22 protein-coding genes and 1 pseudogene are annotated in these 25,524 nt (G+C 63.7%); 11 read left to right on the forward strand and 12 right to left on the reverse strand.

Going from position 1 to position 25,524, the window contains the following annotated elements; translation table 11 throughout:
- Positions 1-127: pseudogene (locus tag FMM79_RS14450) on the forward strand (IS630 family transposase); the annotation flags it as partial.
- Between the two features lie 405 nt (positions 128-532).
- On the forward strand, positions 533-3,931 hold the full coding sequence (locus FMM79_RS14455; protein WP_240339212.1) for an autotransporter domain-containing protein: 3,399 nt from the start codon (positions 533-535) through the stop codon (positions 3,929-3,931).
- 142 nt (positions 3,932-4,073) lie between these two features.
- Here the strand turns inward: FMM79_RS14455 and FMM79_RS14460 are convergent, their stop codons facing one another.
- Positions 4,074-4,790 (reverse strand): Crp/Fnr family transcriptional regulator, encoded by a 717-nt coding sequence (locus FMM79_RS14460; protein ID WP_148628171.1) that lies wholly within the window; start codon positions 4,788-4,790, stop codon positions 4,074-4,076.
- Positions 4,791-5,113: 323 nt separating this feature from the next.
- Between FMM79_RS14460 and FMM79_RS14465 the strand changes: the two genes are divergently transcribed.
- The 3 genes from FMM79_RS14465 (at position 5,114) to FMM79_RS14475 (ending at position 8,808) form a co-directional block, all read left to right on the forward strand.
- Complete coding sequence (locus FMM79_RS14465) at positions 5,114-5,680, forward strand: biliverdin-producing heme oxygenase (protein ID WP_148628172.1); 567 nt, start codon at positions 5,114-5,116, stop codon at positions 5,678-5,680.
- Positions 5,673-8,240, forward strand: a complete 2,568-nt coding sequence (locus FMM79_RS14470) for an HWE histidine kinase domain-containing protein (RefSeq protein WP_148628173.1) — start codon at positions 5,673-5,675, stop codon at positions 8,238-8,240. The genes FMM79_RS14465 and FMM79_RS14470 overlap by 8 nt, the downstream gene beginning before the upstream one ends.
- Positions 8,241-8,325: 85 nt before the next feature.
- On the forward strand, positions 8,326-8,808 hold the full coding sequence (locus FMM79_RS14475) for a hemerythrin domain-containing protein (protein WP_148628174.1): 483 nt from the start codon (positions 8,326-8,328) through the stop codon (positions 8,806-8,808).
- Positions 8,809-9,108: 300 nt separating this feature from the next.
- Here the strand turns inward: FMM79_RS14475 and FMM79_RS14480 are convergent, their stop codons facing one another.
- Together FMM79_RS14480 and FMM79_RS14485 are read right to left on the reverse strand one after the other, a co-directional pair.
- A complete protein-coding gene (locus tag FMM79_RS14480) occupies positions 9,109-9,528 on the reverse strand; it encodes a response regulator (protein WP_148628175.1) in 420 nt (139 codons plus the stop codon).
- A gap of 64 nt (positions 9,529-9,592) precedes the next feature.
- A complete protein-coding gene (locus tag FMM79_RS14485) occupies positions 9,593-10,228 on the reverse strand; it encodes a sigma-70 family RNA polymerase sigma factor (protein ID WP_148628176.1) in 636 nt (211 codons plus the stop codon).
- Between the two features lie 536 nt (positions 10,229-10,764).
- Between FMM79_RS14485 and FMM79_RS14490 the strand changes: the two genes are divergently transcribed.
- Positions 10,765-11,562 carry a response regulator gene (locus tag FMM79_RS14490; protein WP_148628177.1) on the forward strand — a complete coding sequence of 266 codons (798 nt, stop codon included), beginning with the start codon at positions 10,765-10,767 and terminating at the stop codon, positions 11,560-11,562.
- Between the two features lie 81 nt (positions 11,563-11,643).
- On the opposite strand, the gene FMM79_RS14495 is transcribed toward FMM79_RS14490, so the two are convergent.
- Together FMM79_RS14495 and FMM79_RS14500 are read right to left on the reverse strand one after the other, a co-directional pair.
- Positions 11,644-12,036 (reverse strand): hypothetical protein, encoded by a 393-nt coding sequence (locus FMM79_RS14495; RefSeq protein ID WP_148628178.1) that lies wholly within the window; start codon positions 12,034-12,036, stop codon positions 11,644-11,646.
- Between the two features lie 178 nt (positions 12,037-12,214).
- Positions 12,215-13,936, reverse strand: a complete 1,722-nt coding sequence (locus tag FMM79_RS14500) for a CHASE domain-containing protein (RefSeq protein ID WP_240339213.1) — start codon at positions 13,934-13,936, stop codon at positions 12,215-12,217.
- 315 nt (positions 13,937-14,251) lie between these two features.
- Here FMM79_RS14500 and FMM79_RS14505 point away from each other — a divergent pair, with 315 nt between their 5' ends.
- The 3 genes from FMM79_RS14505 to FMM79_RS14515 all read left to right on the forward strand — a co-directional run bounded on the left by FMM79_RS14505 (position 14,252) and on the right by FMM79_RS14515 (position 16,627).
- Complete coding sequence (locus FMM79_RS14505) at positions 14,252-14,437, forward strand: NepR family anti-sigma factor (protein ID WP_148628180.1); 186 nt, start codon at positions 14,252-14,254, stop codon at positions 14,435-14,437.
- Positions 14,430-14,960, forward strand: a complete 531-nt coding sequence (locus tag FMM79_RS14510) for a sigma-70 family RNA polymerase sigma factor (RefSeq protein WP_148628181.1) — start codon at positions 14,430-14,432, stop codon at positions 14,958-14,960. The genes FMM79_RS14505 and FMM79_RS14510 overlap by 8 nt, the downstream gene beginning before the upstream one ends.
- A gap of 110 nt (positions 14,961-15,070) precedes the next feature.
- Entirely contained in the window at positions 15,071-16,627 is a 1,557-nt protein-coding gene (locus FMM79_RS14515) for a hypothetical protein (protein ID WP_148628182.1), read from the forward strand.
- 439 nt (positions 16,628-17,066) lie between these two features.
- Here FMM79_RS14515 and FMM79_RS14520 read toward each other — a convergent pair whose 3' ends face one another.
- Together FMM79_RS14520 and FMM79_RS14525 are read right to left on the reverse strand one after the other, a co-directional pair.
- Positions 17,067-17,669, reverse strand: a complete 603-nt coding sequence (locus tag FMM79_RS14520; RefSeq protein WP_148628183.1) for a superoxide dismutase — start codon at positions 17,667-17,669, stop codon at positions 17,067-17,069.
- A gap of 296 nt (positions 17,670-17,965) precedes the next feature.
- Entirely contained in the window at positions 17,966-18,235 is a 270-nt protein-coding gene (locus FMM79_RS14525) for a GlsB/YeaQ/YmgE family stress response membrane protein (protein ID WP_148628184.1), read from the reverse strand.
- 251 nt (positions 18,236-18,486) lie between these two features.
- Between FMM79_RS14525 and FMM79_RS14530 the strand changes: the two genes are divergently transcribed.
- On the forward strand, positions 18,487-18,933 hold the full coding sequence (locus tag FMM79_RS14530) for an Rrf2 family transcriptional regulator (RefSeq protein WP_148628185.1): 447 nt from the start codon (positions 18,487-18,489) through the stop codon (positions 18,931-18,933).
- Positions 18,934-19,010: 77 nt separating this feature from the next.
- Entirely contained in the window at positions 19,011-20,336 is a 1,326-nt protein-coding gene (gene fahA, locus FMM79_RS14535; protein WP_240339214.1) for a fumarylacetoacetase, read from the forward strand.
- Between the two features lie 161 nt (positions 20,337-20,497).
- Here fahA and FMM79_RS14540 read toward each other — a convergent pair whose 3' ends face one another.
- The 5 genes from FMM79_RS14540 to obgE all read right to left on the reverse strand — a co-directional run bounded on the left by FMM79_RS14540 (position 20,498) and on the right by obgE (position 25,459).
- Positions 20,498-20,698: a hypothetical protein gene (locus tag FMM79_RS14540; RefSeq protein ID WP_199904325.1), complete on the reverse strand. Its 201-nt coding sequence runs from the start codon at positions 20,696-20,698 to the stop codon at positions 20,498-20,500.
- Positions 20,699-20,772: 74 nt separating this feature from the next.
- On the reverse strand, positions 20,773-21,768 hold the full coding sequence (locus FMM79_RS14545) for a bile acid:sodium symporter family protein (protein WP_148628186.1): 996 nt from the start codon (positions 21,766-21,768) through the stop codon (positions 20,773-20,775).
- 103 nt (positions 21,769-21,871) lie between these two features.
- A complete protein-coding gene (locus tag FMM79_RS14550) occupies positions 21,872-22,795 on the reverse strand; it encodes an NAD(P)-dependent oxidoreductase (protein ID WP_148628187.1) in 924 nt (307 codons plus the stop codon).
- Positions 22,796-22,835: 40 nt separating this feature from the next.
- A complete protein-coding gene (gene proB, locus FMM79_RS14555; RefSeq protein ID WP_148628188.1) occupies positions 22,836-24,014 on the reverse strand; it encodes a glutamate 5-kinase in 1,179 nt (392 codons plus the stop codon).
- A gap of 389 nt (positions 24,015-24,403) precedes the next feature.
- Entirely contained in the window at positions 24,404-25,459 is a 1,056-nt protein-coding gene (gene obgE / locus FMM79_RS14560) for a GTPase ObgE (RefSeq protein ID WP_148628189.1), read from the reverse strand.
- Positions 25,460-25,524: the final 65 nt, after the last annotated feature.

A 25,524-nucleotide genomic window follows, 5' to 3' on the forward strand; every position in this document is an offset into this window, starting at 1 on the left:
GGCAGCCATCAACCGCTTCATCAAAGAGCACAACGAGGATCCGCGTCCCTTCGTCTGGAAAGCCGACCCCCACGACATCATCGCCGCTGTCAGGCGCGGGCACCAAACGTTGGAATCAATCCACTAGGCGTGCCTCCACCGCGAGAGCGGAAAGTGACAAGTTGTGTCAGAAAAAAACACGGATTAAAATTGCGGGAACCAGTCTTCAAGGCATACGACAAGACCTTGATTTACTTACCTCCCGCCGGACCAGCATGACCAAATTGCAACACTATCCGGCAAATACTTAGACACTACTGACAATCTCTATTGCGATCTGCTCCGGCCTGCCGAACCTTGCGGTCGTCCAATGAGCCACCGTGGCTCGATGGGCGCACGAAACGTATTCAATCACAAGGCACCAGCCACCGAAGGCCGGGCCGTAATCCGCCGGTCGCGCCGTAGCGGGTCAGGAATGTACACTCGCGAAGGCAGCCGGCACAGCAGAACCGGGGCTTTTATGAGGATTGCACAAGTTTCGTCTCGCAAGGTGATGCGCCGTAGCCTGCTTCTGGGCTCGGCGGCGGGGCTCGCGCTCCTGTCTGTCGAGGCCGGGGCGCAGGAGCGGCCGGGTCAGGCCTGGAACACCGCGCATGGCGCAGATGCCGGCACGATCTTCGAGGCGGCCTACCGACAGATCCAGGCGCCCGATGTTGTCAACGCGCCGCACATCGTGGTCGCCGATCCGGGCAATAGCACCACCAGCCTCGATCCCGAAGACGTGAACGGCGTCGGTCAGATGATCATCGACCAGCAGAACGGCTTCATTGGTCTGTGCACCGGCACGCTGATCAACCCGCGCACGGTGATCTTCGCCGCGCACTGCGTGAACGATCGCGATCCCGCCACCTACGGCTCCACGACCGGCGGCGTGCCGATCGGCTTCGGCTTCGCGCAAGACAATTACAACGGCCTCATCGACTGGTACTTCGGGGGCAACCAGTCCAACCCGGACCTGGCCTTCTACAACGCGGACTGGGTGAACTATCACCCTGCCTCGCTCGAACCCGATGCGATTTCGTTCCTCTATGGCGATGTCGCGATGGCCTCGCTCGACACGCCCGCCGCCGACGTACCGACCTGGGCGCTGATGTTCTCGCCGCTGCCCACGCCCGATGAGATCACCGACGAGAACGGCACCGGCTACCACGTCAAGATCACCGGCTATGGCCGCAACGGCTCGGGTTCAACGGGCGACACCGGCGGCATCGACTACCGCCGCCGCGCCGCCGAGAACATGCTCGGCGCCCTCGCCAGCCTCGACCAGCGCGACCTCTTCCTGTTCGGCAGCACCTCAGGTCTTCCGCAGAACCTCTACATGCTCGACTTCGACGACCCGCTGCGCGGAACGCCGGACGCGAACCCCTATGACTTCAACCTGTGGAAGGATGCGGCCACGCCCAACGAGGGCACGACCGCAGGCGGCGACTCGGGCGGGCCGCTGATCCTTGACGAGACCTACGATATCGACGTCGTCATCGGCGTACTCTCGGGCGGCAGCCGTTTCTTCGGCCCCCAGCCCTTCAGCACCTATGGCACGATGAGCTTCTACCAGCCGCTTTACCTTTACTGGGACTGGATCGCGGCCAACAACCCGTACCGCTATGCGAGCGCTGTGGAAGGTGACGGAGCCTGGGAGGACCCCGAACACTGGGTTACCATCACCGATCCCAACTACATGGTGCTCGACGCCGACGGCAACCTCGTCAACGGCGTCCCCGATACCCCTGGCGCCGGCTCGGCCGGCAGCCCGGATTCGTTCGGCCACGCGTGCTTCCAGCTGGGCGGCGACGACATCTGCGAGGACATGGCGACAGGCGACATCTACATCGACGGCGAACTTGTCGATGCGAGCACGCCGGTGACCACCGATGCCGGTGCGACCGTCGCCATCGGTGACCTGCTTGCCCGCGCCGATGATGCGGCCCAGGCCACGGATACTCCGTTTGTCCTCAATGCGCCCACCATCGCCAACGGCCTTCCCGGTGCGAGCGGATTCGTGCCGGGCAACGATGCGGGCGATCCCGCAAACGGCGTGCGTCCGACCTACTACGATGTGACACTGAGCGCGGATGGTAAGACCACGCTCTCGAGCGCGGTCACCATCGACCGTTTCTCCATGGACGGTGCAGGCGCGGCGCTCGACATCACCGAGGAGGGCTCGCTCACCTCGCTCATGTCGATCAACCAGTATCAGGGCATGGTCCGCGTCGACGGCGAACTGGCCACCAATGGCGACTATATGCTGATGACCGGCGGTCTGCAGGGTTCGGGCATGATCACCACGCCCTACTTCACGAACGTCGCCGGCGTGATCGCGCCGGGCGGCGTGGGCGAGATCGGCACGTTGAGCTTCAATGGCAACGTCATCCTCTCCTCGGGCAGCACCTACCTCGTCGACCTCGGACCCGCACGCACGTCCGACATGATCGCGGTCAACCCCACGATGCTCGATGCCGCCGACGTTCCGCTCGACGGCATGGCCGACATCGGCGGTCTCGTCATGTTCAATCCCACCGGCATGGTGCGTTACGGCGACGAATACACCATCCTGACCGCCACGGGCGGCATCGAGGGCGAGTTCGACAACTGGAACGCGATCAGCGCCATCCTCATGCCCGAACTGAGCTACGGCCCCACCGACGTTACCGTGACGATCGCGGCGGGAAGCTATGCCAACGTCATCGCACCTGGCTCGAACGTGCAGTCCGCCTACGCGCAGCTGCTCGACCAGAACCGCCAGCTCTACGATGACTACGCCAGTGTCTATGGCCCGCTCGACATGATGGGTGTTGCCGCCATCCAGGGCACGCTGGAAGGGCTCGCTCCGCGCGAACAGCCCCTGCTCCAGTCGATGGCGACCGCCGCTCTCGACACCAACTCGCGCTTTCTGCGTGAGCGCATCGCCACCGTCACGGCGGGCAATACGGGTGGCACCTTGTCCTATTACGGCAGCCCGAGCGGTGCGATGTCCGCCCTCGACACCAGCAACACGGCTGGCACGGCGCCGTCGATGGCGGGCGCAGGCGGCGCGCCAGGATCAGTCGTCGCAGGCGCCCTTCCCGAGACCATGAGCGCCTTCGTGGCCGGTGGCTACATTGACGGCAAGAGCGACGGCGCTCCCACCGCGCAGCCCTACGCCGGGGACAAGTTCGATGGCTACTACCTCGCGGGCGGTCTCGAGATCATGGCCGGCAATTCCACCTTTGTCGGCATGGCGCTCTCGTACACCCGCATGGAGGGCGACCCGGGTTATCCCACGCGCGATGTCACCGGTGACATGTTCCAGGTCAATCTCTATGGCGGCACGCGCTCGGCGAGCGGCTTTGGCATCGATGCCCAACTGAGCGGCGGTTTCTGGGACTTCAAGACGCAGCGCGACGTGATGATCGGCACCAGCGAATGGTCGCTTCGCGCCGACGACTCACCTCTCGTACTGAGCGGTGAGGCGGGCATCAGCCAGATGATCGGCATGGGCGGCGCGTTGAGCTTCACCCCGCGCGTTGCCTTCCGCTACGCTTCGGTCGATTTCACCCGCACCAAGGAAGTGGGAGGAGGTCCCGTCCTGCAGTACAAGATGGACAACTACGAAAGCGCCCAGGCGCGGGCTGGTGCCCGCCTCGCCGCCAACGGAGCGATCAAGCCCTATATCTCGGCAACCTATATCCACGACTTCCAGGACAAGCCCGGCTTCTTCGGCGCGAACTTCGTGGGCGGCCGTGGCCCCGACGCCTTCTTTGCTCTTCCAGGCGACGATCAGGACTGGGGCGAGATCGGCGTGGGCATCACCACCGGTGGTCAGATCGCCGTTTCGCTCCATGCTGAAACGACCGTGTGGCGTAATGACCTGAGCTACCAGTCCTACCGCGGCACGGTCAGCGTCCGCTTCTGAGAATACACCCGTTCCGTTCGCGCGGTTTGCCGAGTGCCGCGCGAACGGGCCTCGGGACACGAAAGGGCGCGCAAGGACAGATGTGTCCCTGCGCGCCCTTTCGTGTCCCGAGGCTTGCAGCGAGACGCCAAGCCCTACCCAATCAGTAAAGCCCGCCTAGAACTCGCTCGAAGTGGGCATCGACATGGTCGTTGCAGGCGCAGGCCCGTTTCGCGAGGCCGTCGCGGTCCAGCACCTCGATGCCGCCGCGCCGTGTGCGCAGCAGGCCATCGCGCTTGAAGCGCTGGAGAACACGGCTGGCGTAGCTGCGCCCGACCCCCATCATCGAGGCAAGCTGCTCCTGCGTCATCGTCACGCTGGGGCGGCCCATGCGCGCCACGGCAGCAACCAGCCACTTGGCCGCCCGCTGCTCGATGGTGTGGACCGCGTTGCAGGCGATCGACTGGAACACTTGCGCCATGACGCAGTCGCTGTAGCGGCTCATCAGGTGTGCAATCGCCGGATTGTCGCGCTTAATGCGGTCAAGGTCACGCAGCGCTATGCGCTGGAAAACCCCGCCGTGGAGCACGTTGGAGCGGGCGAAAGCCGGCAGGTTGCCGTGGCTGACCACGCCGCCAAGTGCCCCTTCCTTGCCGATCAGGATGGTCTCGACGGCTACACCTTCATCCATTTCGACAAAGTAGGAACTGATGGCCGAGCCGGTCGGAAAATAGCAATAATCGATATTGGTGCCCGGCTCGTAGAGCACCGCACCGGATTCAAAGCGGACTTCCTCGACCGCAGAAGACAAGGCGTCGCGATCGCGCGCCTCCAACCGGTCCAGAAGAGCGTTGTCGTTGTTGAGGGCCATAGCGTCCATAAGGTCTTCCCGACGCCTTCGCGCCGCCAGTCACATGTCTTGATCCCTCTCTAACGAGCCGATCCCGTGCATGTTCCTGACACGAACTGTCACTTTCGAGATCTGTGCGCTAATGCACAGACAGACGTGTCACACGCTGCTATTGCGTGCCTCAGGAACATTTCTCGAACCTTGACGTTCGATCACACCGAACGCGACGTCCGATCGCGGTGCGTGGATCGCTTCCCCCTCATATAGCGCTTCTTGCAAATGGTGGCGGTTCAACTATTCGATCATGCAATGGATTTCCCGACGTTTATGACAAAGGCCCGGAAGACAAATACATGCTGAGCCATCTGCGCACAGTGACACGCGCGTCGCATGACCGACTCGATGCGGCCTTTGGCGCTCTCGACCTGAGCGCGGCGGATGACTGTGCGCGCTTCCTTTCGGCCCATGCCATTGCTCTCAAAGGCCTTTCCACCCCCTTCCGCCGGTTCGTTGAGGAAGAACTCGACGTACCCTGCCCGGACTTTCCCGCCATGCTCGCCGCCGACCTCACTGAGCGTGGTCTGGCGATGGAGGCGCTGCTCTCGCCCGAGCCCGATCCGGCCGTGCACGCGCCTTGTGGCGGGGCCGGAGTGGCCTATGTCATCGCCGGATCGCGCCTCGGCAACGCGGTGATCCGCGCCGAGGGATACCACGGGCGCGACACCGGGCTGCCCTCGCGCTACATGGAAGACGATACTGGCCACGCCGTCTGGAAGGCCCTTAGCACCTGGGCGCGCGCGCGCAGCTTCGGTCAGTCCGAAGCGCGTGCGATCGAAGCCGCTGCCCTTGCCACTTTCGCTCACTTCGAGACCGCCTTCGCCGTCGGGTCGAACATGGAGACACCTCGCGCCGATGGCTGAAGACCAACACCAAGTCGATCTTACCACCTGTGACCTTGAACCGATCCACATCATCGGACGGATCCAGAGTTTCGGCTGGCTCATCTCATTTTCGAGCGACTGGATCATCAATCACGCCTCGCGCAACTGCGACACGCTGTTCGGGCAGAGCGCGGAAGACCTGATCGGCCTCAACGCCGCGCAGTTCCTCTCGCCCAGCGCGATGCACGACATCCGCTCGCGCCTGCAGATCCTGGGCGCGGCCGGCACGGTCGAACGGATCTTCGAGTTGGACCTCCTGAGCGACGGGCGCCTCTTCGATCTTGCCGTGCACACCTCGGGCCGGTCCTTCGTGGTCGAGATTGAGGAGCACGAAAGCGGCCGGCGCCGCGACTTCGTCTCCTACGTGCGCCCGATGATCGAGCGCATGCGCCAGACAGAAACCACCGAGAAACTGTGCGCGAGCGCCGCGCGCCACCTGCGTGGCCTCACCGGCTTCGACCGGGTCATGGTCTACCGCTTTTCGGAAGAAGGCGCCGGCGAAGTCATTGCCGAAAGCCTCAACGGCCTCGTGGATAGCTTCAAGGGCCTGCACTTCCCGGCCTCCGACATTCCCAAGCAGGCGCGCAAGCTCTACACCCGCAATCTGCTGCGTATCATCACCGACATCGATGATCCCACTGTGCCGGTGATCCCGGCCACGGGCCCGACCGGCGATCCGCTCGATCTTTCGATGTCGGGCCTGCGCGCGGTATCGCCCATTCACATCGAGTACCTGCGCAACATGGGGGTCAAGGCCTCGATGTCGGTATCGATTATGCGCCGAGGCAAACTGTGGGGCCTGATGGCCTGCCATCACTACAGCCCGCTGCGCCTGTCCTACTCGGTACGAACCGCAGCCGAACTGTTCGGCGAGTTCTTTGCCTACCTCCTCGAGCAGAAGGAAACCGACGCGGCTTTTGAGCGTCGTGGCGATTCAATGAAGCTGCACGACGAGATTATGAGCCGGGTCGCCGGGGGCGGTTCGTTACTCGACGCCTTTGGCGACTTCAGCCAGTCGATCGGGCGGGTGATCAGCTTTGACGGTGCAATCGGCTGGGTTGATGGCGAGTTCATGGCCGACGGGCTCACTCCGACCCGCACACAGTTCGGCCAGCTCGCCCGTTTCCTCAACACCGCGGGCGCCAGCACCGTGTGGGCCACCGACAACATCACCGCGATCTTCGACCCTGCCCGCGAGTGGGCGGACAAGGCCGCGGGCGTCATGGCCCTGCCCGTCAGCCGCAGCCCGCGCGACTACATCGTGCTGTTCCGCAAGGAGCAGCTGCGCGAGGTGAACTGGGCGGGCAACCCCGAAAAGTCGGTCGAATTTGGTCCCAACGGTTCGCGCCTCACCCCGCGCAAGAGCTTCGACCTGTGGAAGGAAGAGCGCCGGGGCTATTCGCGGCCCTGGACCGAGGAGGAAGTGTCCGCTGCGGAATCGCTGCGCATCACCCTTTTGGAAGTCGTCCTGCGCATGTCGGACGCAGCCCATGCCCAGCGCGAACAGGCCAGCCAGCAGCAGGACATGCTGATCGCCGAACTCAACCACCGCGTGCGCAACATCCTCAACCTTATTCGCGGCCTCGTCTCGCAGAGCAAGGACGGCGCCAGCACCATCGACGAATTCGCCGAGATCGTCGGCAGCCGCATCCATGCCCTCGCCCGGGCGCACGACCAGGTAACCGAGAAGGACTGGCGCCCGTCCTCCTTCTACGACCTTATCCGCACCGAAACCGCCGCCTACGCCGGCCACGGCACGGACCGCGTCGTGATCGAGGGCCCCGATGCCCTTATCGCCCCCAGCGCCTTCACCACGCTAGCGCTGGTCGTCCACGAGCTGATGACCAACTCTTGCAAGTACGGCGCGCTGTCGGACAGTCAGGGCTCGGTTCATGTTACTATCGCGCGCAGCGACGATGGCGCTCTGGAGATCGACTGGCGCGAGGAGCACGGTCCGCCCGTCACTCCACCCTCCCGGCGTGGCTTCGGCTCGACCATCATCGAGCGTACCATCCCGCATGAACTGGACGGCAGCGCCTCGGTTATCTACCCCGAAGCCGGAATGCAGGCCTTCTTTCTCATTCCCAGTGACCATATCGCGACGTTCGAGACCCCCGGTGCGGACCCCCGCCAGGGTGTGATCGACGTGCCCGATGGGACCGATCTTCGCGCACAGCTGCCCGAAGGCGCTGCCCTCATCGTCGAAGACAATGTCATCATCGCGATGGAGGCCGAGGACCACATGCGCGCTTGCGGCTTTAGCGATTGCCGTGTGGCGGGATCGGTGGCGGCCGCGATAAACCTTGTTGAGAACACCGATATCGCCTTCGCCATGCTCGACATCAATCTGGGCAGGGACACCAGCGCACCGATCGCCGAAGCCCTGCGCGAAAGGGGCATAGTCTTCATCTTCGCCAGTGGTTATGGCGAGCGGACGCTGCCCGAAGGCAACTTCACCGGCGTTCCCGTAGTGACCAAGCCTTACGGTGAGCGCGACTTGCGCTCGGCCATCGCCCGGGCCAGCGCGGAACAGCGTTAAAAAGGGCGCATTCGCGGGAAACAAAAGCGTGTCCTACCCGTTGTTATTGGCAAAACCGACAACCACAGGATTTGGAGACGCACCCATGGCAGACGCACGGATCTTCGCCGATCTCAAGGCCGACCACGACCGTCACCGCGACATACTGGCCAAGCTCGGCGATACGCACGGGAACAGCGAGGAGCGCCGCACGCTCTTCGCTGCCCTCAGCAAAGAACTGCAGGCCCACGCCGCCGCTGAAGAAGAATCGCTTTATGCGGCCATGCTTGCCGCGCCCAAGCTGCGCGATGAAGCGCGCCACTCAGTCGCCGAACACAAGGAGATCGACGATTTCCTCGCCGAACTGGCCGACACCGACATGAGCAGCAACGCCTGGCTGATGACCTTCAAGGACATGCGCCATCGCTACCTGCACCACATTGAGGAGGAGGAGGAGGACATGTTCCCCGCCGCCGCAGAAGGCCTTAGCGCCGAAACCGAGGCCAAGATCGCCAAGGTCTTCGAAAAGCGCAAGCCCAAGGAGCTGGAACTCGCCGAGGACCAGGGCCCGGGTGACGAGCGCGAGTAAGGCATACCACAGACACCGGGCGAGCGCCCCCCACCGCGCTCGCTCCGTACCTTTGGGAGAGAGAGCGAACCGTCATCCCCCGCCGGGATCGCTCCTTGAGAGGAGGCCTCTTTCGTTATGCGGAAGAGGCCTTTTTTCGTAGGCGGGGCTCAGCAGCCCCGGCCACTCTACCGCCCCGCTCTTCCGCATGTATTGCCAAAAAGTCGGGAGCAGACTGCTCCCTCCATTGGCCAACGCATGAAAAAGGGCGCCGTCCCTCTTGGAACAGCGCCCTTTTTTGAAGGCAGGATGATCCCGAGCCTAGCTCGAAGCCATCGAAAGCTTGTCGAGACCGGCCGGACGGGATCCCTCCGGGCACCCATCCAAGACATAGCGGATAGCCGCAAGGATCGATTCCGGTCCGAATGGTTTCTGGACCACGCCCACCGCGCGCGACGCCGGATCGCCAATCTGCGCCGGGTTGGCCGTGACGTAGATCACATGGGCCCCGAACTTGTCGCACAGATCACGCGCCACTCCCGGTCCGGTCAGTCCGTCACGCAGATTGAGATCGACCAAAGCAATGTCCGGGCGCACCCGGTTTTGCGACAGCGCATCGAGCGCCGAGCGTTCGCTTACGGTTCCGACCACCGCGTGCCCCCCATCCATAAGGATATCTTCAAGCTGCAGGGCGAGCAGAAATTCGTCTTCGACAATCAGGATATTGGCCGCGTGGGGCATGGGGACACAAGGATCCAGCTGGGGCGAAGCCCCCTTAAAAGGGGCACACCGAATGAGTGGGAAATCAGGCCGCGATGCGGCGCAGCTCCTCGACGTTGGAAACCTTGCCCAGTTCGGCAAAGAAGGCGTCGATCGCCTCGCCGGTAAGCACGAATTCATGGCGCGAGTCCGGCAGCTGGCCCGACTCGATGATCTTGGAAAGCATGGCCCGCGCGCGGCAGATCCGGCTCTTCACCGTGCCCAGCGCAATATCGCAAATGCTCGCGATTTCCTCGTAGGAAAGATGGCCCGCAGCGACCAGTATGAGTGCTTCACGATAGTTGGCCGGGATCGCCTCCAGAGCGCGCAGGACATCGGCCAGCTCGATAGCGCTTTCCTGGGTCGCATCAGTGCGCAGGATACGCTCAGCAGCCAGTTCATCGTATTCGCCATGGAAGCGCGCGCGGCGTGCCTCGGAATAGAAATGGTTACGCAGAATCGTGAAGGTCCAAGCCTTGAAGTTGGTGCCCGCGGCATAACGCTCGCGTGCAGCCCAAGCCCGCAACATCGCCTCCTGTGCCAGATCGTCGGCCCGATCGCGGTTGCCACAAAGGCCCCGTGCAAAGGCACGCAGGTGCGGCGCGACGTCGGCAAGCGCGCGCTTGAACTCTTCGTCCGAAAGCGCCGTGGTTTCGCCGGCTTCGCTAAGCTGTGCGGTCATCTGGATTACCCTCCGTTGAATTCCGTTATGAGGCCAACGTGAAGCGGGCGTGAAAAGTTCCGGAATGCACACATCGCATGGTCCATCAGCGACAAAGCGCTCCATGCGTGCGATGAATTGAAATTCTCACGTGCAACCACCGCACAATCGAAAAAAACCTTTCTTCGGGGGAACACATGCCGCGCCCAAACTTTGAGGCCTCCGATCATGCTCGTGATCGGAGGCCTCTTGGGATCAGGTTGACGCCGGATCGCGGGGGGTGGGGGTGGTCCCGGCGGCAACACAGGCGTAACGCCGCTTCCGGAAATTCGTTCCCGGGATCGGCCGCGCGGAGGAAAAATTTTGATGTTGCTCTCAAGGCAGCTCCGCGCCAGACCTTGAACGAGGTTCGCGCGCCAAAGCTGGCTAGGGAAAGGCCCGGACATCCCGTTCCGGTACAGCCCCAGCCCGATCGCGCCGCGCCCGACGCCGTTCCCCTCTTCAGGGAGCACGGACGGGTACACAGGAAATACAGATTGCAAGGACGAGGAATACGGATGTCCGTCTCAGATCAGATCGCACTGCAGCTTCCCTATCTACGCCGCTATGCACGTGCGCTCACCGGCTCCCAGCAGTCCGGCGATACCTATGTGCGCGCAACGCTTGAGGCCGCGCTGGCCGATACCGAACTGCGTAGCTCCATCGCACGGAGCCGCGCGGCCCTTTACGGGGCTTTCACCCGGATATGGACGACCGGCCACGTCGAAGGTGAACTCGGCTCTGATCTTGCCGACAACCGTCATGAGCAGGCCGCCCAGGCGCGTCTCTCGACAATTGCCCCGACCCACCGCCAGGCTCTGCTCCTAAACACGGTGGAGGAATTCAGCCGCGAGGATACCGCCGCGATCCTCGACGTCACGCCCGACGCCGTCGACGCCCTGATCGGGCAGGCCATTGCCGAGATTGAGGGCGAAAGCGCAACCCGCGTCCTCATCATCGAGGACGAGCCCCTGATATCGATGCAGCTCGAAAGCCTCGTCTCGGATGTGGGCCACACGGTTGTGGGCACCGCGGCCACGCGCACGCAGGCCCTTGAAATGTTCGAGCGCGAACCCGCCGGGCTCGTCCTCGCCGACATCCAGCTGGCCGACGGCAGCTCGGGGATCGACGCGGTGGAAGACCTGCTTAAGTTTGGTGACGTGCCGGTGATCTTCATCACCGCTTATCCTGAACGCCTGCTCACCGGCGAACGCCCGGAGCCTACCTACCTCGTGACCAAGCCGTTCAAGGAGGCAACCGTGCGCGCCGCGATCAGCCAGGCGCTGTTCTTCGGTTCGAGCAAGCCCCTAGGCTGAGGCTCCAGCTTCCACGTTCCTGCAAAAAAGGGGCCGTCCTAGTGGGACGGCCCCTTTTTTCATGTCCGCAGGCGGCGAGCCTCAGGCCGCGAGCGACAGCTCCGCTTCGACCAGCGCCTGCGCATAGGCCGCAAGGAGAGCGAGAGCAGGTGTGCGCGCTGTCGCGGTGGCCTCGGCACCATTGCGTCTATCGAGCCGCACGCTCGCACAGGCCAGTGCACCACGTCCCGCCTGCGAAATCATCCTGGCACAGTACCCCGGCAACAACGCAAGAGCCGCATCGGTATAGGCATCCACGGAGAGAAAACGGGCGGCGCGAGCCTCCGCGCGCGCATTGAGGCCCTGGTGCTTGCTGAGGAACTGCATCATCGCCACTAGGCAGGCGCCCTGCTGCTGGTCCTCGGCATCGCTGCAGAAAAGCGCAATCTCGTCCGCCTGCGCAAGCCAACGGCTGGCCCTGATGGTGCAACCCATGTCTCGTTTTCCTTCTGGTCTTGTTCTCGGCTCTGGTTGCGGCTGCGACCCGCTTTTGCGCTGCAGCATTACCAGGGCCCGAAAGCAAGCCTCGGAAAAATACCTAAGAAGCAACTATATATCTGAAAACGATGGAGAAGCGCCGCGCAGCTGAATTTTCCCGGCAGGCCCCTCAAGGCTACTGGCTACGCAGGACGAAATCGCGAGAGACACGCACCGGAACCTTGAGTTCGCACTCAACGCCGCCAGGCTTGAACTCGAGATTGACCTGCGACTTCAACTCATGCGCCACGATCTTCTCGATAAGATCGCGCCCGAAGCCACGCTTGACCGGTTCGGTCACCGGCGGGCCGCCCTTTTCGCGCCAACGGATTGTTGCCCGATCATGACAGATGAGAGCCCAGTCGACGTAAACCCGGCCTTCGCCGACACTGAGCGCGCCGTACTTGGCTGCATTGGTCGCCAACTCGTGGATGGCGAGGCCCAGTGACATCGCATCGTTGGGTGCAAGCTTGATGTCGGGGCCCGACATCTCGACGTGGCTCTCGCTGCCTTCCATGTACGGCGCCAGCTCGGAGGCCACGACATCGCCCAGGGCCGCGAAGCCCCAGTCCGATTGCGAAAGGAGGTCATGCGTAGCCGACAGCGCACGGATGCGCGCGGTCAGACTGTCGGTGAAGTCATCGATATCCCTAGAGCGGCGCCGAGTCAGCGCGGCGATCGACAGCACATTGGCCAGCGTGTTCTTCACGCGGTGGTTGAGTTCACGCGTCAGCGAATCCCGGATCGAGGCCTGGCTGCGCAACCATTCGAGCACCCGTCGGTCTTCGGCGGCACGCTTGGTGATAAGCCGCCCGATGGCCATGACCATGAGCGAGGCGATTGCCCCGAAAAACAGCGTGATGCGCGAAAGCGGCGAGAGCAGACGGCTCTTCTTGTCGCGCACCTGCAGCACCCAATGGTGCCCTGCGACTTCCAGACGGCGGGCCAGCATGGGCCCGCCGGTCCCCTCGACACGGTGCTCGGCGAGCAGATTGGCCGGATCCACCTTCTCGTCGTAGATCGCCATCTCAAGGCGCGAACTGGAGAAAAGCTCACTTGCCGAATCGAGAAATTCGCTCGCCTCGAACGGCGAATAGATGAACCCCTTGACCCGTTTGCCTCCCCATGTGTCGACAAGAACGGGCATGTAGATCAGGAACCCGGCCGAATCATCTCCGCGACCGTTCTGGATCAGACGAACCTTGCCCGAGGCAATCGGTTGCGCCAGCTCCATCGCCTTTTCCATCGCGGCGCGGCGCACGTCTTCCGAATACATATCGTAGCCGATCGCGCGCAGGTTGGCGGCGCTTGCAGGACGCAAATAGACAATGGGCGCCACCAATTCGTCGCCCGCTTCCGGACGCGGATGGACGAGAAAATCGACCCGCCCCGCCTCGGCCTCGGCCACTTCAAAGGCCGCCAGGTCCTTGCGCTGGACCAGAGGAGCCCAGCCAATCCCGAGCGATCCGTAGAGGTCTCCCTCGTGCTGCATGTCCCCGACGAATTCAGCGAACTGATCCTGGCTTACCTCCTTCTGCGTCGCGAAGAGCGCGCTGCCCGCGCGCAGCAAGGCAATAGTCTCGGTGGCACGGCGCTGCAGCGCGGACGAGACCTCGGTCATGCTGCTTTCCAACGCAAGGCGGCGCGTTTCACGGTCAGCGCGCTCAATCGCCATGACCGAGACAGCCGTCGTCACGCTTGCAATAACGAAGAGAAGGAATGGCCAGCCACGCGGATACTTGTGGAACCATGCCTGCTTTTCGACCCTGTCCAGCAGAGGCTGGTCAACCACCGTACATACCCCCAAGATCCGCTCCGGCCGATCTTCGGCCGCTTCGTGCGGTGCAAATTCGTCCATGCCATGGCATGCCGCCCGCCTCCAGCCTACCCATTAATTTCTTCTAATTCGGCGGCATGTTGCGAGACACTTGTCATTCGGGAACCATGCAGCCCCCCAATGGTTCCGTGTGTAAGAGCAATTTGAGCAGCACTTCGCAGCTGTATCCGCCCGCAGGTCAGCCCGTTCAGGCAACCCGGGCGACGAGAATGACACAAGCGATCCGGGCGCGTCTCGCCCGGCACGCTGGGGGAAGAATTGCGCGGCACACTGCCCGTGCAAGGCTTGACCGGCGTGCCTACGGGCCGCAAGGAGCTTTGAAGCAAGGAGTCAGCTTTGGACCACCCCAAATCGAATGGCCAACCCGGCGAGATACCGGGTCTCCCGCCGGAGGTTCGCCGCGACGGCGAGCCCGGCTGGGCCGGTGGATTGAGGAAGCTGTACAACTCCGTGGTGGATGAACCGCTGCCGGACAGCTTCCAGGATCTCCTGAAGAAGCTGGACGACGGCGACGATGCCTGAGCGGATAACGCCTCCCTCGGGCGACGAGGCATTCCGCCGCGAACTCATGGGGGTGCTGCCGCACCTTCGCGCTTTCGCACGCGGCCTGTGCGGCCGTCATGACTTTGCCGATGACCTGGTCCAGGAAACCGCGGTCAAGGCCTGGACCGCGCGCGAGCGTTACCAGGTCGGCACCAACATGCGCGCCTGGACCTTCGCGATCCTGCGCAACCACTACCTGTCCGAGCTGCGCAAGTCCAAGCGCCACACCGACGTCGAAGACGCAGACATGGAGCGTATGCTGGTCATGGAAGCGGACCAGGAGGGGCCGGTCCATCTGGGCGACATGGAAGCCGCGCTTCAGAAACTGGCGCCCGAACGGCGCGAAGCCGTCCTGCTGGTGGGCGCTTCGGGCTTCAGTTATGAAGAGGCAGCCGATATCGCAGGTTGTCCGATCGGTACGATGAAGAGCCGCGTGGCCCGTGCCCGCACCGATCTTACCCGCATGCTGGCCGACGAACCCGAGAAAATCGGGGCGCGCTAACCTTTGTAACCCCTCGGCATGGCAGTGTCCTGCGGACCTTTAATCGGGCAGGACACTTGCCAAGCGTCTAGGCAGCCGCTCTAGTATCTCCTTGTAATAGGGGGGGACTGATGAAACGACTGGTTCTGGCCGCCTTGAGCGCAGCGGCCTTTCTGCCGTCCGCAGCAATCGCCGCGGACTGGTACAAGGCGGCGAGCCCGCACTTCGTGGTCTATGCCAAGGACAGCGCCAAGGACCTGGAGACCTTCACCACCCGGCTGGAGCGCTTCCACGAAGCCATGGCGCTGGTGACCAACGACGTCACTCCACCGCCCAGCCCTTCCAACCGGGTGACCATCTTCGTGGTCAGCAGCGAGCGCGAGGTGCGCCGCCTCCATGGGGGGGATGACAAGTACGTCAACGGCTTTTATGTGCCACGCGCGGGAAAGTCGCTCGCCATCGTGCCGCGTCTCGGCTCCACATCCGGCACGCCCGATGTGGCGCTCATCACGCTCCTGCACGAATACGCACACCATTTCCTGCTCTCGGGCCAGAGCCTGACCATGCCGCGCTGGATGAGCGAGGGAGCGGCCGAATTCTTCGCCTCCAGCACCTTCAAGCGCGACGGCTCGATCCTGATGGGGCGTGCTGCGCAGCACCGTGGCTACGAACTGTTCAACGCCAAGAGCGTGCCGGTCGAGGACCTGCTCGCCCCCCAGCTCTACGAGGCGCACCGTGGCAAGGGCTACGATGCCTTTTACGGCCGCAGCTGGCTGCTCTACCACTACCTGACCTTCGCACCTTCCCGAAAGGGACAGATGCGCGCCTATCTTGTGCGGATCGCGCAAGGTGACGGAGAACGCGCGGCAGCCGAGGAGGTTTTCGGCGACTTCGAGACGCTTGAGGACGAACTCGACGATTATCTCGATCAGCGGCGCATCTCAGCCCTCAATCTGAGCCCGGAAAACCTCCCCGCCGTAGCCGTGACGATCACGCGCCTGCGTGAGGGCGAGGCCGAGATCCTGCCGCTTACCATCGAGAGCCGACGTGGTGTCGACAGCGAGGCTGCAGCCGAAATCGTGACCGAGGCGCGTGAAATCGCGGCCCTGTACCCCGACGACCCGGCCGTCCTCTCCGAACTGGCTGAAGCCGAATACGACGCGGGCCAATACGATGCTGCCATCGCTGCGGCCGACCGGGCGCTGGCCGCCGACCCAGGTACGGTCAACGCCTACCTCCAGAAGGGCTATGCCCTCTTCGCCAAGGCGCGCGACGCCGAGGATGCGAGCGCCGGGGCCTACAAGGCGGCGCGCGCACCATTCCTGGCGCTCAACAGGATCGAGAACGACCACCCGCTGCCTCTGGTCTACTACTACCGCAGCTTTGCCGAGGCCGGGATCACGCCGCCTGAACTCGCGGTGCAGGGGCTCGAGCGCGCGAGCGAGCTGGCCCCCTTCGATCTCAGCCTGCAGATGAATGTTGCCACGACCCTGATCGGCCTGGGCGAAGGTCAGCGGGCGCTGCGCCATCTCCAGCCGGTTGCCTATAATCCCCACGGGGGCAGCCAGGCCAGAGCCGCACACGCGCTGCTGGCCCGGCTGAATACCGAGCCGGACTGGACGGGTGAGAATCTGAACGAGGTGCTGTCCCTTTCCTATCGCTCCGGCGACGTGTTTGCGGCGCACTAGCGGTTGCGCCAGACACTTTCAGAACCGTCGGGCCAGCGTGAGGCGCGGGGCGAATAAGCCGCGCCATATCGGGCTTGGAGGCCCCGAGATGGGTTGCATAAACCGCCCCCGACCCCACCCGACACATCCCGGCGCACTTCGCCTTCGAAGAAACCGGAGAGGTTTTTCGGGCAGCTGCCATCCTCAGCCCGGCACACACTCCACACCTTTTCATGGACCATGGCGATCCGGAGGCGGAGCGTGCCGACACGCGCGCGGGCGAGAGGAGCCAGCTTTGCACGCCTCTTGCCGTCAAATCTTCCGCATGGCCGCCGTCGCCGCGGCAAGCCCACGAAAAAAGGGCGCCCCCCTTGCCGGGAGCACCCCCTCCTTTTTCAATGCGGTCCGGCCCGCGCCTGCCGGTACGAGCGGCGCGGTAACCGGGTTCGCCCGCCGTGCCTCAGGCCGGGTAGGTCCAGGGCGTGCCGCGGTCGAAGTTGTCGCTGGCGAACTTCCAGTTGATGAGGTTCTCCAGAACTGCCTTCACATAAGCCGGGCGCTTGTTCATCTGGTCAATGTAGTAGGCGTGCTCCCACACGTCGATAGTGAGGAGCGGGTTCACGTCCTCGGTGATCGCAGTGGCCGCGTCATGGGTCGAGATGACCTTGAGCTTGCCCGCGTCGACGACCAGCCAGGCCCAACCGCTGGCGAAGTGGCCAACCGCTTCGTTGGTCAGCGCTTCGAGGAGAGCGTCCATCGAGCCAAAGTCGTTCTTGATCGCAGTGGCGAGGCTTTCGCTGGGCTCGGTCTTCTCACCCGACAGCGACATCCAGTAAAAACCGTGATTGTAGGTCTGCGCCGCGTTGTTGAACAGGCCGCCCGAAGCCGACTTGGTGATTTCCTCAACCGACTTGTCGGCGTTCTCGGTGCCTTCAATGGCTGCGTTCAGCTTGTCGACGTAGGTCTTGTGGTGCGCGCCGTGATGGATTTCGAGAGTCTTGCTCGAGATGTGCGGTTCGAGGGCGTCGTGCGCATAGGGCAGCGGCATCAGCGAAATGGTCATGGCTAGTCTTTCCTGTTCTCTCGAGTTTTCGAACGCGTGGCCCCGAAGTCGAAGCCGTCCGTGTGCGAAGCCCGGCCGCGTTCCGCCAGGCCTTACGCAAAACACAGCGCCTATGTCTGTGTTGCAGCGCCACAATTCAAGCGTGGAAATGTGTCATTTTAAACATTTTGAACATCTCGGGCGGCGACGTCGCGCCTGCGGGAAGCCCGGACGGCGAAAAGGGACAGAAGCCTTAAGCGGCTGCCGTCCCCTTTGGCCGGATGGGCCCTTGGCTCAAGGGCCCGTCCGTATCCGGATTAACGCACCGAACCGCGACGGAAGAGGTTGACGATCGCCAGGAGGACAACCGCGCCGAGGAACGACGAGATCAGGCTCATGAGATCGAACGAACCGCTGGTGATGGGCGCACCGCCGATGAGCGGCGTGATGATGAAGCCGGCGATAAGTGCGCCGACGATGCCGACGATCACGTTCAGGAAGATGCCCTGCTGAGCGTCGGTCCGCATGAGGATCGACGCCAGCCAGCCCAGGATGCCGCCGACGAGAAGGATAAGAAGAAGTGTCATAGGTCCGTCTCCGAAAAGTCTGTGTCTGTTGCACTCTAAACTAAGGGCACCCGTCAAAAGTTCCGGCCGTGGACATCTGCGCGATCTGGTTTTATTTTTCCAGAATGTGGGAAACCTGCGGCTGTGACCTGCGTTATCGCGCGCTACCCCTGCGCCAGCCACCTCTCCCTCTTGGCCGACTTGACGCTGCAAGCCATTGCACCCCAAGGAGGACTCTCACTTTCCTCCTGCTTCGCGGAGTCGCGTTCCCCATGCTTGCGCAGAAGACCCGGTACGCCATCCGCGCCATGCAGCATCTTGCCGACAGGCATGGACAGGGCCCGATCCAGCTGACCGAAATCGCCGAGAGCCAGAACATCCCGGCCAAGTTCCTGACCGTGATCCTCTCCGAGTTGTCCCGTGCCGGCCTCATCGATTCGCAGCGTGGCAAGGATGGCGGGTACTGGCTGGCCCTTGCGCCCCGGGAGATCAGCTACGGCGACCTGGTTCGGCTCGTACGCGGATCGGTAGCCCTCGTCCCCTGTGCCAGTCGCAACGCCCATGAGACCTGCAAGAACTGCGTACCCGAGGCCGAATGCCGCACGCGCGCCCTCATGTTGCAGGTCCGCGACGCCACGGCCGAACTCCTCGATGGGATAAGCCTCTCCGATCCCATCGAACTGGCCCCGCCCGCCTGGGACGCGCCCGAGCCGTCCTGAGCCTCGGCGCGATCATGGTTTTGCTTTTGCCTCTCGCGCGTTAAGCTGCTGGGCAAAAGAACAGGCGAGAGGACCAGATGCCCACCCCCATGCCCACCATCGACGAGACCCATGCCCCCGGCCTTGGTTCGTGGGTGGACGGCGCCGACACGCACTTCGACTTCCCGATCCAGAACCTTCCACTCGGGGTTTTTTCGGTAGACCAGCAGACGCCGCGCGGAGGCATTGCCATCGGCGCGATGATCCTAGACCTCGCTGCGCTCGCGCACAGCGACCTCTTGGAAGGCGAGGCGCTTGCCGCCGCTGAAGCCGCCTCTGGCCCAACGCTCAATCCCCTGTTGGCGCTGGGAACAGGGCCGCGCCGGGCGCTGCGCCGCGCAGTCAGCGCGCTGCTGGCGACAGGCGCCCCGAAACAGCCCCATGTTGCCCCCCTCCTTGTCCCTGCACACCACGCCGAGATGCACCTCCCGGCCAGGATCGGCGACTATTCGGACTTCTACGTCGGCATTCATCATGCAGCCGAAGTCGGCGCGCTGTTCCGGCCCGAGCAGCCGCTTCTGCCCAACTACAAGCACATTCCCATTGGCTATCACGGCCGCGCCTCGACGATCCGCCCAAGCGGCTCCTGCGTCATCCGCCCCAACGGTCAGACCCGAGGGACCGACGCCGATACGCCACGCTTCGGCCCAACCCAACGTCTCGACTTCGAATTGGAACTGGGGCTCTGGATCGGTCCGGGCAACGCGCATGGCGAGCCCGTCCCCCTCACGCAGGCCTGGGACCACATGGCCGGTCTGACATTACTCAACGACTGGTCCGCGCGCGACATCCAGGCCTGGGAGTACCAGCCACTCGGCCCGTTTCTTTCCAAGAGCTTCCACACCACGGTCTCGCCGTGGATCGTGACCACAGAAGCGATGGCCCCCTTCCGGATCGGCCAGCCTTCTCGCGCCGACGCAGACCCCGGCGTTCTGCCCTATCTTCAGGATGCGCAGGATCAAGGCAAAGGCGCGCTTGCGCTCGATCTCGAGGTTACGCTTTCCAGCGCCGCGATGCGCGCGCGCGCAGAAGATCCGCAAGTACTCAGCCACACGCAGGCCCGGACGATGTACTGGACACTGGGCCAGATGGTCGCGCACCACACCGTGAACGGCTGCGCGCTTGAAAGCGGAGATCTCCTGGGTACCGGCACATTGTCCGGCCCGGAACCCGGCAGCAAGGGGTCGCTGCTCGAAATCACCTGCGGCGGCGCACAGGCGCTGCAACTGCCACGCGGAGAGACACGCACGTTCCTGGAGGATGGCGACGAAGTCGTACTGAAAGGCCGTTTCATGGCCGAAGGTCGCCGAAGCATCGGCTTTGGCGAGTGCCGCGGGCTTATCGCGCCTGCGCCAGCAATCTGAGAAGATTGCATCTTTTCAAGGAGCCACCGCCCCTTGCCCTTATCTGCGATACTTCCCCTCACCTCTCTCGTCCGGCATTGGCCCGCAGGACAAGACCTCAACAGTTCGGGGAGCCCGAGGGCAAAGGCCCTCGAATCAATCCTTGCGAATTGCCTTGCTGTTCAGCCCTTGGGCGTGACCCAGACCTCGACCGGGGTGATGAACTTGCCCGGCGCGGGCTTGCCCACGTGAACGCGATCAGCAGTGACCTGCTCGCCGTTCTCCAGGTGGAAGGTTACCCAGGGCTTGGGCATGCGCTCGAACTTCATCTTCTGAATGGCAAGGCCGGTGGTCGAATTCATGACGGTTGCGATGATACTCATGGCGCGCCGTTAGGCTTGGCGGCCACGCTCCGTCCAGATATCCCTAAAGGTTATCGACCGACCTTTGCAGCCCCTCAGGCCGAGGTGGCCTCGCCCTTGGCTTCCAACTCAGCCGTCTCGGCCGCGTAGCGCCGCGCGAGCACCGCACAGACCATCAGCTGGATCTGGTGGAAAAACATGACGGGAAGAATCACCACGCCCACCTGTGCGGCCGGGAACAGCACACCTGCCAGCGGCACACCGCTCGCCAGGCTCTTCTTGGAACCGCAGAAGAGCATGACGATACGATCTTCGCGCGCGAAGCCCATCGCCCGGCCCAGCAGGTTCGTGGCCGTCATCACCACCGCCAGGAGAGCGAGCGCAATGACGACGATCAGCGCAAGCTCACCCAGCGTCACCGTCTGCCACAGGCCATCGAGCACGGCTGCGCCAAAGGCCGTGTAGACAACTAGCAGGATCGAGCTACGGTCGACATAGCCCACCATCTTCTTGTGGCGGGTGACGAAGCCCCCGATCACTGGCCTCAGCAAATGGCCCGCCACGAACGGCAGGAGCAGCTGCGAAGCGATGGCGATAACCGGATCGGCCGAAAACCCCTGACTCTGGCCTGTAATGAACAGCGCGGTAAGAAGCGGCGTCGCGAAGATGCCGGCAAGGTTCGAGAACGAAGCCCCGCACACGGCGGCGGCCACGTTACCGCCCGCGATCGCGGTGAAGGCAATCGAGGACTGCACCGTTGACGGGAGGAGCGTGAGAAACAGGAGGCCCGTCCCCAGGTTTGCATCCATCCCCGGAATGGCGCGCAGGCCCAACCCCAGGATCGGGAAGAGGACGAAGGTGATCGCCATAGTGGCCACATGCAGCTTCCACGCCTTTGCCCCCGCGATCACTGCCTCGCGCGAGAGCTTGGCGCCGTGCAGGAAGAACAGGAGCGCAATGGCGACGTCGGTTGCCTTGTCGGCAATCTGCGCCCAGATGCCCTGCGCGGGAAAGAAACTGGCGAGCACCACCATGCTGACAAGCGCCAGCATATAGGGATCGAGATTGAGGCGTTTGACGAGGCTCTGCATGGCCTTGCGCTTAGCCGTCGCCGCCTGTCGGGGCCAGTACCTGTTTATGACACTGCACGCATAGAATTTTGAGAGCACCCTCCTGGAAGGTTGCCCCGAACCTTTAAAGCCACTTGTTCGCGCGGTACCACTCGGCGGTCGAACGAAGGCCCTCGCGGGTCTCTATCTGCGGGCGCCACAGCGTCTCTGGCGGCCGCGCCGCGGGCGAGACGACCCAGTCGGGATGCGCGAAATAGGCGGCGCGGTCCTTGGTCATCTTCGCCTTGGTGCCGCGCACGAAATTATCGAGGCTGGCCACGCGTTCGAGTGCCTTTTGCGACAGGCCGATCACCTTGGGACGGCGCCCCATGGCCTGCCCGATGGCGAGCGCCATCTCGGTATGCTCCCAGCCCTCGGGCTTGCCGTCGTCGGGCTCAAAGGTCATGCGGTGGACGGCCTCGCCCGGCACGACCAGCGCGACAAGCAGGCGCGCTAGGTCCTCGACATGGAGCATCGAGGCGCGTCCCTCGGCCGGAACCGGGACAAGACCCCAGCGCGCCGCCCGGAAGAGTTCCATCATTTCTTTGTCCCGCGGGCCGAAAATCGCGGGCGGGCGCACTATTGTCCAATCGAGTGGGCTCGCCTTGAGGAGCTTCTCGGCCCTCGCCTTCGACGCGCCGTAAGCCGAAAGGCCCGGTTCGCGCGCAGAAAGCGAGGAGACGCAGACGAAACGCGGGATGCCCTTGGCCACAACGGTCTCGATAAGGTTGAGCGTGCCTGCGACGTTTCCTGCCTCGAAGCCCGCCGCATCGGACGCGTTGGTCACGCCCGCCACGTGGACCGTCGCCTCGGCCCCGCGCGTGAGTTCCGAGAGCGCGGCGGTGTCCGAGAGATCGCCCGGCACCCAGATCACGCCCTCGCGAGGCCCCTGTTCGCGCCGCGTGAGCGCGCGCACGCGATAGCCCTGGGCGAGCGCTTCTGTGAGAACACTATGGCCGACAAAACCCGTCGCGCCGGTAAGCGCGACGATGGGGCTCTCGCTGTGCATGCAGTGTGTGGTCCTTCAGGCCTTATCCCGTGCCCGAAAATCAGGCGACAGTTGGCACATACTTGATCGACATGAGGTCGCGATGAACGACGGAGGAACGCGGTGCGTAGCCCAGGACCGTCTGCTGTTCATTCGAATGCAGGCGCCGAATCGCGTGGATCTCCTTGGCGTCGTACTCGGACAGGCCATTGGCGACAACGGTTCCTTCCGAATTGACAATGGAGACCGGATCGCCGCGGCGGAAACGCCCGTCGACATCGATCACGCCCTTGGCGAGCAGGCTCGCACCCTCGTGGATCAGCGCCTTCATCGCGCCGTCATCAATGATGATCTTGCCCTTGGTGCGCAGGCGTCCACCCAGCCACACTTTGCGCGCTCCCGGCTTGCTGGCCCCGCGGCGGCGGCGCGGCAGGAACAGCGTGCCCACGCCCGCCTCGTCACGCGAGCCCATGACCCGCTCGACCGGACGTTCATGGAAACCGTTGCCGATGACGACGCAGGCGCCCGCGATCGCGGCGATTTCAACGGCCTGAAGCTTGGAGACCATGCCGCCCGAACCCATGCCGGAATTCGATTCGGTCGAGGCCATGGCCTTGATCTCGGGCGTGATGCCCTTGACCACTTCGAGCCGCGTGGCGCCCGGCTCCTTGGGGTGGCGATCGTAGAGGCCGTCAATGTCCGACATCAGCAGGACCGAGCTGGCGCCAGCGGCCTGCGCTACGCGCGCGGCCAGGCGGTCGTTGTCGCCAAAGCGCAGTTCCTGCGTGGTGATCGAATCGTTCTCGTTGATGACAGGCACCACGCCAGCATCGAGCAGGCGTTCGATTGTCGCGGTAATGTTGAGGTAGCGGCGGCGATCTTCAAGATCCATCAGCGTGACCAGCATTTGCGCAGCGGTCAGGCCGTGGTTGCCAAGGAGCTGGGCCCACATGCCCGAGAGCGCGATTTGGCCTACGGCGGCCGAAGCCTGCGCATCGGCAAGCGAGCCGCGCCCGCCCTTGTCGAGGCCCAGCGTACGCGCGCCCAGGGCCACTGAGCCCGAGGACACGACAATGACATTCTGCCCCCGCCGACGCGCTTCGGAGATTTCACCGACGAGGCCGTTGAGCCAGACCGTACGGACCCCGTCATCGTCGACAAGAAGGGACGAACCCACCTTGATAACGAGACAGGGATTGAGTTCAGGATCGGCGAGGTCGGAAAGTTTGGTAATAGGCATAAGCTCGGCTTCTAGAAGAATTGCGCAAGAGTGCAAAGGTGGACCCAACGAACCGGCGCAGCGTACCGGCATTTCGGCACGCGGAAGCCGCACGAAAGTCCCCTTTTCGTGCAGTGAGCATTTTTTAACGCAGCCACATCTGCAATGTTCCCTCTCACATCCCTCTTTTCGCCCCTGCACAAGATCCGCCTCGGCCGCTCTGACGCGGATCCTAGGCGCGAAAGGCGAATCACCTGCAGGAGACAAAGGCCGCAGATGCGACCCTCTCCGGCCCAAACGAACAGCGCGCAGGGGGCACCTGGCCTCCTGCGCGCTCATCGCGTCCAATGATGATGGTGGCGCGGCCAAAGCTTAGGCCGACTCTGGCTGAACCGCGCTAAACTACCGAATCAGATCGGGGACCAAGGCGTCTCGTTCGCCTCTTCCTGTTCGCCTTCGGGACGTTCCGTGACCGTGGCGGCCGGCAGATGCTCGATTGCCGCATCGAGGAGCGCAGGGAGGCCCTGTCCGGTCACGCCTGAGATCGGGAAGACCTCGTGAGCACCGGCCTTGAGCAGTTCGCGCGCGTATTCGGCGGCGAGCTCATCGTCGACCAGATCGACCTTGTTGAGCGCGACGAGGCGCGGCTTGTCCGCCAGTTCGCCCGCGTAGGCTTCCAGTTCCTGCTCAACGACTTTCATTGCCTCGACCGGATCGTCGACCGAGATGTCGATGAGGTGGAGAAGCACGCGGCAACGCTCGATGTGCCCGAGGAACCGGTCGCCGATACCTGCCCCATCCGCGGCGCCCGCGATCAGGCCCGGGATGTCGGCCAGCACGAACTCGCGGCCCTTGTGGTAGACCACGCCCAGCTGCGGACGTAGCGTGGTAAAGGCGTAGGCGCCGACCTTAGCCTTGGCGTTCGACAGCTTGTTGATGAAGGTCGACTTGCCTGCGTTGGGCAGGCCGACAAGGCCCACGTCCGCAAGCAGCTTAAGGCGCAGCCAGACCCACATCTCCTCGTACGGGATGCCGGGCTGGTGCTGGCGCGGGGCGCGGTTGGTGCTGGTCTTGTAGCTGGCGTTGCCGCGCCCCCCCATGCCGCCTTCGAGCAGGACCTCGCGCTGGCCCGCCTCGGTGAGATCGAGCAGGACGGTCTCCCCGTCCTCGTCCGAAATCACCTGTGTGCCTACGGGCACCTTGATGACGAGATCATCGGCCGCCGCGCCATTGCGGTTCTTGCCCATGCCGTGGCCGCCGCGCTTCGCCTTGAAGTGCTGGGTGTAGCGAAAGTCGATCAGCGTGTTGAGGCCGGGCACGGCCTCGAACACGACATCGCCGCCCTTGCCGCCATTACCGCCGTCAGGGCCGCCGTACTGGATGTACTTCTCGCGGCGGAACGAGACCGCCCCGGGGCCACCCGCGCCCGAGCGAATGTAGATCTTGGCCTGGTCGAGAAAATGCATGGGGTAGTGGTCCCAACGGTTCCAAAGGGGGCACATCGCGCGCCACGGTGCGCCCTAGCCCCATA

Source organism: Novosphingobium sp. BW1 (genome assembly GCF_008107685.1).
GTDB lineage: Bacteria > Pseudomonadota > Alphaproteobacteria > Sphingomonadales > Sphingomonadaceae > Novosphingobium.

Excerpts from the sequence above, each read along its gene's own strand:
- FMM79_RS14520 (WP_148628183.1), bottom strand. The coding sequence starts at position 17,669 with ATGACCATTTCGCTGATGCCGCTGCCCTATGCGCACGACGCCCTCGAA.
- FMM79_RS14510 (WP_148628181.1), top strand. The coding sequence starts at position 14,430 with ATGCCTGAGCGGATAACGCCTCCCTCGGGCGACGAGGCATTCCGCCGC.
- FMM79_RS14480 (WP_148628175.1), bottom strand. The coding sequence starts at position 9,528 with ATGCCCCACGCGGCCAATATCCTGATTGTCGAAGACGAATTTCTGCTC.
- FMM79_RS14500 (WP_240339213.1), bottom strand. The coding sequence starts at position 13,936 with ATGGACGAATTTGCACCGCACGAAGCGGCCGAAGATCGGCCGGAGCGG.
- FMM79_RS14545 (WP_148628186.1), bottom strand. The coding sequence starts at position 21,768 with ATGCAGAGCCTCGTCAAACGCCTCAATCTCGATCCCTATATGCTGGCG.
- FMM79_RS14515 (WP_148628182.1), top strand. The coding sequence starts at position 15,071 with ATGAAACGACTGGTTCTGGCCGCCTTGAGCGCAGCGGCCTTTCTGCCG.
- FMM79_RS14495 (WP_148628178.1), bottom strand. The coding sequence starts at position 12,036 with ATGGGTTGCACCATCAGGGCCAGCCGTTGGCTTGCGCAGGCGGACGAG.
- obgE (WP_148628189.1), bottom strand. The coding sequence starts at position 25,459 with ATGCATTTTCTCGACCAGGCCAAGATCTACATTCGCTCGGGCGCGGGT.
- proB (WP_148628188.1), bottom strand. The coding sequence starts at position 24,014 with ATGCCTATTACCAAACTTTCCGACCTCGCCGATCCTGAACTCAATCCC.
- FMM79_RS14470 (WP_148628173.1), top strand. The coding sequence starts at position 5,673 with ATGGCTGAAGACCAACACCAAGTCGATCTTACCACCTGTGACCTTGAA.
- FMM79_RS14475 (WP_148628174.1), top strand. The coding sequence starts at position 8,326 with ATGGCAGACGCACGGATCTTCGCCGATCTCAAGGCCGACCACGACCGT.
- FMM79_RS14455 (WP_240339212.1), top strand. The coding sequence starts at position 533 with ATGCGCCGTAGCCTGCTTCTGGGCTCGGCGGCGGGGCTCGCGCTCCTG.
- FMM79_RS14490 (WP_148628177.1), top strand. The coding sequence starts at position 10,765 with ATGTCCGTCTCAGATCAGATCGCACTGCAGCTTCCCTATCTACGCCGC.
- FMM79_RS14530 (WP_148628185.1), top strand. The coding sequence starts at position 18,487 with ATGCTTGCGCAGAAGACCCGGTACGCCATCCGCGCCATGCAGCATCTT.
- FMM79_RS14460 (WP_148628171.1), bottom strand. The coding sequence starts at position 4,790 with ATGGACGCTATGGCCCTCAACAACGACAACGCTCTTCTGGACCGGTTG.
- FMM79_RS14485 (WP_148628176.1), bottom strand. The coding sequence starts at position 10,228 with ATGACCGCACAGCTTAGCGAAGCCGGCGAAACCACGGCGCTTTCGGAC.
- FMM79_RS14465 (WP_148628172.1), top strand. The coding sequence starts at position 5,114 with ATGCTGAGCCATCTGCGCACAGTGACACGCGCGTCGCATGACCGACTC.
- FMM79_RS14540 (WP_199904325.1), bottom strand. The coding sequence starts at position 20,698 with ATGAGTATCATCGCAACCGTCATGAATTCGACCACCGGCCTTGCCATT.
- fahA (WP_240339214.1), top strand. The coding sequence starts at position 19,011 with ATGCCCACCCCCATGCCCACCATCGACGAGACCCATGCCCCCGGCCTT.
- FMM79_RS14550 (WP_148628187.1), bottom strand. The coding sequence starts at position 22,795 with ATGCACAGCGAGAGCCCCATCGTCGCGCTTACCGGCGCGACGGGTTTT.
- FMM79_RS14525 (WP_148628184.1), bottom strand. The coding sequence starts at position 18,235 with ATGACACTTCTTCTTATCCTTCTCGTCGGCGGCATCCTGGGCTGGCTG.